General features: G+C 55.6%; 4 protein-coding genes and 1 CRISPR repeat array. Of the genes, 2 read left to right on the top strand and 2 right to left on the bottom strand.

What is annotated here, in order from left to right:
* Positions 1 to 41: 41 nt before the first annotated feature.
* Positions 42 to 674: direct repeats of the CRISPR family, unit length 36 nt; unit sequence GTTCCCCCTTCGGGGGGATCCCTAGAAATTGGAAAC.
* Between the two features lie 459 nt (positions 675 to 1,133).
* A complete protein-coding gene (locus NW841_RS11335; RefSeq protein ID WP_414366840.1) occupies positions 1,134 to 2,450 on the top strand; it encodes an esterase-like activity of phytase family protein in 1,317 nt (438 codons plus the stop codon).
* Positions 2,451 to 2,630: 180 nt separating this feature from the next.
* Here NW841_RS11335 and NW841_RS11340 read toward each other — a convergent pair whose 3' ends face one another.
* Together NW841_RS11340 and NW841_RS11345 are read right to left on the bottom strand one after the other, a co-directional pair.
* Complete coding sequence (locus tag NW841_RS11340) at positions 2,631 to 4,061, bottom strand: RtcB family protein (RefSeq protein ID WP_414386451.1); 1,431 nt, start codon at positions 4,059 to 4,061, stop codon at positions 2,631 to 2,633.
* A gap of 12 nt (positions 4,062 to 4,073) precedes the next feature.
* Entirely contained in the window at positions 4,074 to 4,496 is a 423-nt protein-coding gene (locus NW841_RS11345; protein WP_414366392.1) for an archease, read from the bottom strand.
* Positions 4,497 to 5,101: 605 nt separating this feature from the next.
* Here NW841_RS11345 and cfa point away from each other — a divergent pair.
* The coding region (gene cfa / locus NW841_RS11350; protein ID WP_414386453.1) for a cyclopropane fatty acyl phospholipid synthase at positions 5,102 to 6,233 on the top strand (1,132 nt) is incomplete at its 3' end.

The raw sequence follows: 6,233 nt of genomic DNA on the forward strand, positions 1-6,233 counted from the left end.
GGAAACATGAAGCCTTGCGCGCTTAGGTGCGGGTTGGGGTGGTTCCCCCTTCGGGGGGATCCCTAGAAATTGGAAACATGAAGCCTTGCGCGCTTAGGTGCGGGTTGGGGTGGTTCCCCCTTCGGGGGGATCCCTAGAAATTGGAAACGCGAACACACAAACGGGAGTGGGTGAAACTCCCGAAGCGTTCCCCCTTCGGGGGGATCCCTAGAAATTGGAAACTGTGAAGGACGGTCAAGATGCTTTAGAGAAGGAGGGGAGGTTCCCCCTTCGGGGGGATCCCTAGAAATTGGAAACGCCAAAGGCTTCCCTCCTAGAACAGCAATGTTCCCAGTTCCCCCTTCGGGGGGATCCCTAGAAATTGGAAACTGTTGACGCGGTTGCCGTACTTGGCGCGTACTGCGCGCAGGGCCGTTCCCCCTTCGGGGGGATCCCTAGAAATTGGAAACAACCGCCCGCTGGTGATAAACGGACGTAAGGTGCGCAGTTCCCCCTTCGGGGGGATCCCTAGAAATTGGAAACGTTGAGAATCAAAGCGAACATTTTGGCCTCCTTTTAAACGAAGTTCCCCCTTCGGGGGGATCCCTAGAAATTGGAAACACCACGAGATCCTGCCCTGGTTCCAGACGTTGGCCCGCGTTCCCCCTTCGGGGGGATCCCTAGAAATTGGAAACTGCTGAATTGGGATCCCAGATTGAGATCCCATTTTTGTTTCTCCTTCGGGGGTGTGCCCGGCAACTGGAGACGTGAAGCCGCTCTGCACACTCCCTTTGGCGTGCAGAGGTTTTCCTTGGAGAAAATCCCTAAAACTTAGAAACTAGAAAAACTGGGAAGGTTAAGTACTGTTAATCGATTGGTTAATTGACAGTTAATACTCCCTCCATTCCGCTTTTCAGCTAGTCTCTAAAAGTTGGAAGTATTCAGGTATAATGCTGCTTGGTTGCGGCTTAGGAGGCTTATTTTGCGGGGATCCCTGAAGTTTTCCCCAGCAGGGTGGAGCCTGCTTTTCTGGAAGATATTTAGAAGCTGCGAACCAATGTTTAGCGTGGTCTAGAGTTGGGAGTCGAAAGAGAAAGAGTGGAGGCACTATGAGAACCTCGCTTGCGCGCCTCGGTTTGGGGATCTTTTTGGGCATGGTTTCAGCCACGTCGGTTTCAGCAGCCGAAGCGGTTAAAGCCACCCTAGCTGGATATGCCGTGCTGCCGGCAATGAGTTTCGTGCCACCACCCAGCGATGCCGGTTCTGGCTTTGTGGTGTCTGGCCGCTTTGCGGCAATCAACAACCAGCGGGTCGAAGAGGTCGCCTCAGTTGAGGGCAAGTCGTTTGTTGATGGCCGAACCACCGGCATTTCGCTGCCCTTTGTTGGTCAGCCAATTCAGGGTTTTTCGGGGATTGAAACCCTGGCTCGCGACCGCTTCCGTGTTTTGATTGACAACGGCTTTGGCAGCAAGGCAAACTCCCCAGACGCCTTGCTCAGCTTTCACGAAGTAGCCGTTGACTGGGAGAGTGGCCAGGTGCGGTTGAACAAGTCGGTATTCCTACAGGATCCGAACAAAGTGATCCCCTTCCGCATTGTCAACGAGTTTACAACTAGGCGCTACCTTACCGGTGCTGATCTAGACATCGAGTCGATCCAAACTATTGGGGATCTGCACTGGATTGGGGATGAGTTTGGCCCCTACCTCATTGCCGTCGATAGCAACGGCAAAGTTGTAGCTTTCTTTGAAACCGAGGTTGAGGGCAAGGTAGTACGTTCCCCGGATCATCATACGTTTACCACACCGGCAACGCCGGGCCCGGTCAACTTTGAAGTGCGGCGTTCCCGTGGCTTTGAGGGCATGGCGGCTTCTCCCAACGGACAATTTCTCTATGCCATGCTAGAAGGTCCCCTCTACCTCGGCGAACCGCCGGCTCTGGAGACGGTGGAGGGCAAGGAGGTGCTGCGGATTCTGGAGTTTGACGTTAAGAACCGCAAGTGGACGGGCAAAACCTGGAAGTATCCGCTTGAGGTTGCCGGCAATAACATCGGCGACTTCAACATGATCGATGACACGCGGGCTTTAGTAATTGAGCGGGACAACAACGAAGGGGATCCCCGCCTCGCCTGCAAGGGAGAACAGAAGACGGATTGCTTCTCAAAGGCCGCTGAGTTCAAACGGGTTTACCTGATTGACTTGGCCCAGGTAGACAGCGCCGGCCTCGTCAAGAAGGTGGCCTATGTTGATCTGTTGGATATCGCCGATCCGAAAGGCATTGGCAAGACAGCCACAGTGGACGGCCGTTTTACTTTTCCATTTGTAACCATTGAGGACGTGGACGTGGTGGATGAGCAACACATTGTTGTAGCTAATGACAACAACCTGCCCTTCTCCGCCGGACGTCTGCCCAACGCTGCAGATGCCAACGAGTTCATCTTGTTGAATGTGGGCAACTTCCTCACGCTGCGCTGAGTAAGAGGGGGATCCCTTCTGTTCGCTGCCTCGCTCTTCTTTGGAGGGATCCCTGGAAACATGAAGTATGCAGGCGTTGTACTTGCTGAAGAATCTGTTTCCGGGGGATCCCTAGGAATTAAAAACAACGAAAAAAGGGGCATTAAGCCCCCAAAAATAGCTTCCCCTTTCGGGGGATCCCTAGCCTTTGATACACAGAATAGGCCTTAAGCGCGCTACGAGTTTAGCGATCTTGGCTTGGTCGGCAGCGCGCACAACTTTGTCTACGTTTTTGTAGGCCTGGGGCGCTTCTTCGGCTACCCCCCGCAGAGAAGGACTGCGCACAATGACGCCGCGCCGTCGCAGTTGTTCGATAATCTCCTGCCCTGTCCAGGCTTTGAGAGCCTGGTTGCGACTCATCGCCCTTCCGGCCCCGTGGCAAGCTGAAGAGAGGGCAAGGGCCTCACTTTCCTCGGTGCCGACCAGAATGTAGGAGGCCGTGCCCATGGAGCCACCGATGATTACCGGCTGACCGATGGAACGAAAAGCCTGAGGGATCTCTGGGTGGCCGGGCCCAAAAGCGCGCGTTGCCCCCTTGCGGTGGACAAACAGGCGGCGTTTTTTCCCCTCTATGATATGTGTCTCCTCCTTGCAGGTGTTGTGGGAGACATCGTAGATGAGGTCGAGTTCAGCCTTGGGAAAAAGCTCGGCGAATACCTGGCGCACCCAGTGGGTGATGATCTGGCGGTTAGCCAAGGCGCAGTTGACGGCTGCCCGCATTGCTCCCAGGTAGCTTTGCCCCACTTTGGACTGCAAAGGCGCACATGCCAGCTCGCGATCAGGCAGCTCTATGCCGTATTCTTTAGCTGCCTGTTGCATCTTCTTCAAATATTCAGTGCCAATCTGGTGACCCAGGCCCCGCGAGCCGCAGTGAATAGTAATGACAACTTCCCCCTGCCTGAGACCAAAACTCTCGGCAGCCTTGGGATCGTAGATCTCATCGACAACCTGGACTTCGAGGTAGTGGTTACCTGAGCCTAGGGTTCCCATCTCGCGCCGCTGGCGTTCACGGGCGTAGGCGGAGACTTCGCCTGGCTTTGCTCCACGCATGCGGCCATGTTCTTCGATGCGCTCTAGATCTGCTTTCTTGCCGTAGCCTTGAGCAACAGCCCATTCTGCTCCGCCTTCCAGCATGGCTTCCATCTCTTTGTCGCTCAAGGAAAGCTTGCTGCGGCTGCCGAGCCCTACCGGTACGCTGGCATACAAGGCATTGGCTAAGGGTTCTGCTGCTTCCTCCACTTCTTCGCGCGTCAGCCCCGTCCGCAAGGTTCTCACGCCGCAGGAGATGTCAAATCCCACTCCGCCAGCGGAAATCACCCCCCCTTCTTCTGCATCGAAGGCCGCCACCCCACCGATGGGAAAACCATAGCCCCAGTGGGCATCTGGCATCACATAACACGCTCCCACGATCCCTGGCAAAGTGGTCACGTTGCTGGCCTGCTCGGCCACTTTGTCGTCCATCTCCCGGATTAACTCTTCATCGGCAAAGATCAAGACCGGGACACGCATTTTGCCTTTAGGAGGAATGCGCCAAACCGTTTCATCTAGACGCTCAAGTTTCCTGATATCCATAGACTGCCTCCCTTACACGTCCACCACACACTGTGCCACCCAAAGCTCACCCTCTTGAGCTACCTTGAGTTGCGTGTAAGTTGCCCCTTTAACTTCTACTGCCGGTCGGTGCTTGGTGCGGTCAACTCTTTCCCCCCACAGGCTGGCTTTGAGATGGTCTTTTGCAAGATGCACTTCAACTTTCCCAAACAGCATTCCTCTAACTGCCATCTCGTAGATCACTGCATTCAGGAAGTCCACCAACAATAGTTCCAGATCGCCTGAATTTTCTAGCTCGATCTCTAGCCGCTCCCTGGGATCTACTTCATCCACGCTAGTGATCGCCGCAGTCAGGGCCAAAGCTGCCTGGGCAAAGGCTTCCTCCGGCGTTGCCCCATAGCCGCGGACGCCAATGTCGGCCATGTGTTCAAAATGCTCCCATCTTGCCTGCACCACGGCAGTCTCCTCGTTCAGGGCAGGCCGAAGCCCAATGCCATCTAGACGCGGCAGCGATACCGTAACTTACGCAACTTATCGCTCCCTCTGCAAGGGGATTCCTGGAGGTTGGAAACAGAAACAACCACTAGGGTACTACTATTGTATTCGTCTCTTGTTCTTCCTCCTGCATAGGAATGGGAGACTTTTTTGAGGTTGGCAGAGCTTGTGGAGTTACCCCTTCGGGAGATCCCAATGGGAAAAACCTCCCGCTAATAGGGGAGGTGTTTGTGGCTCTATTTTTCTGTTTGGGGATCCCTAGAAACTGGAGAAAAGCGGGAATCTGGGTTCGCTGAGGGCACTTCGAGGATCCCATCTCCTGGGATCTGTGGGGGATAGGAACTCTAGAGATAGCTGATTGGGATGAGGGCAGCCAAAATTAGGTAGAAGGCGAGATCGGCGCACTCTTGGGTTTTTGGGCAACTTGCTGCTTCGAGAGTGGTCAGCACTGACGACGAAAACCAGAAGGCGACCTGGGCTGTTGACAGAAAGCCCTTGACAGCCGTAGGGCTACTGGAAAATGAATAGCCAACACTGATCCTTTCGACGGCAGGGGGATCCCAGCGATGAGGAAAGATCTCAACATCCTGCATCGGCTGGCACGCAGCTATGGACTTAGGTTTTTGGAGGCTGCCGATATAGCTGTCAATGGCTCGCGGCCCTGGGATCTGCAAGTCCACGACGAGCGGCTTTACCTGCGCTGCTTGCTCTATGGATCCCTGGGCTTTGGCGAGGCCTACCTGGAGGGGTGGTGGGATTGCGAGGCTATTGATGAGCTGGTTTGTCGTCTCCTCACCAGTCGGGCAGCCGAGCGAGTGGGCTGGCCAGTTCGGCTCCTGCTTGCCTTGGACAGTCGCCTCATCAACCGCCAGCGGGGTAAGGGAGCGTTTGTGGTTGGCCAGCGCCACTACGACCTTGGCCATGACCTCTACGAAGCCATGCTGGATCGCCGCCAGATCTATAGCTGTGCTTATTGGGATGGGGGGGCACAAACCCTCGACGAAGCCCAGGAAGCCAAGCTGGATCTCATTGCCCGCAAGCTAGATCTCCAGCCCGGCATGCGCGTGCTCGACATCGGCTGTGGTTGGGGCGGCACGGCACAGTACCTGGCCGAACGCTACGGTGTGCAGGTGGTGGGCATCACCGTCTCGCAAGAGCAGGCCAGGCTAGCCAGCGAACGCTGCCGCGGCCTACCGGTGGAGATTCGGCTGGAAGACTATCGCCAGACGCAGGGAAAGTTTGATCGGATCCTTTCTGTGGGCATGTTTGAGCATGTGGGCTACCGCAACTACCGAACATTTATGCAGGTAGTCCGTCGCCTTCTCAAAGAGGATGGCTTGTTTCTTCTCCACACCATCGGCGCCAACGTTGCCTACCAGGGGCGGGATCCGTGGATTGAGCGCTACATTTTTCCTAACTCGATGCTCCCCTCGCCTCGTCAGATAACAGCGGCTTTCGAGGGCCTATTTGTTCTGGAAGACTGGCACAACTTTGGGATCAACTACGTGGCCACCCTAAAAGCTTGGCACACCAATTTTGAGCGGGCATGGCCCCAACTGGCTGGTCGCTACGACGAGCGCTTTCGCCGCATGTGGCGGCTTTACCTGCTGATGAGTGCCGGCAGCTTCAAGGCCCGCGCCAGCCAGCTTTGGCAACTAGTCCTCTCCCCCCGGGGAGTAAGGGGTGGCTATCGCTCGG

The organism is Synechococcus sp. H60.3 (assembly GCF_047462295.1).
Classification (GTDB): Bacteria; Cyanobacteriota; Cyanobacteriia; order Thermostichales; family Thermostichaceae; genus Thermostichus.

Excerpts from the sequence above, each read along its gene's own strand:
- NW841_RS11340 (WP_414386451.1), bottom strand. The coding sequence starts at position 4,061 with ATGGATATCAGGAAACTTGAGCGTCTAGATGAAACGGTTTGGCGCATT.
- NW841_RS11335 (WP_414366840.1), top strand. The coding sequence starts at position 1,134 with ATGGTTTCAGCCACGTCGGTTTCAGCAGCCGAAGCGGTTAAAGCCACC.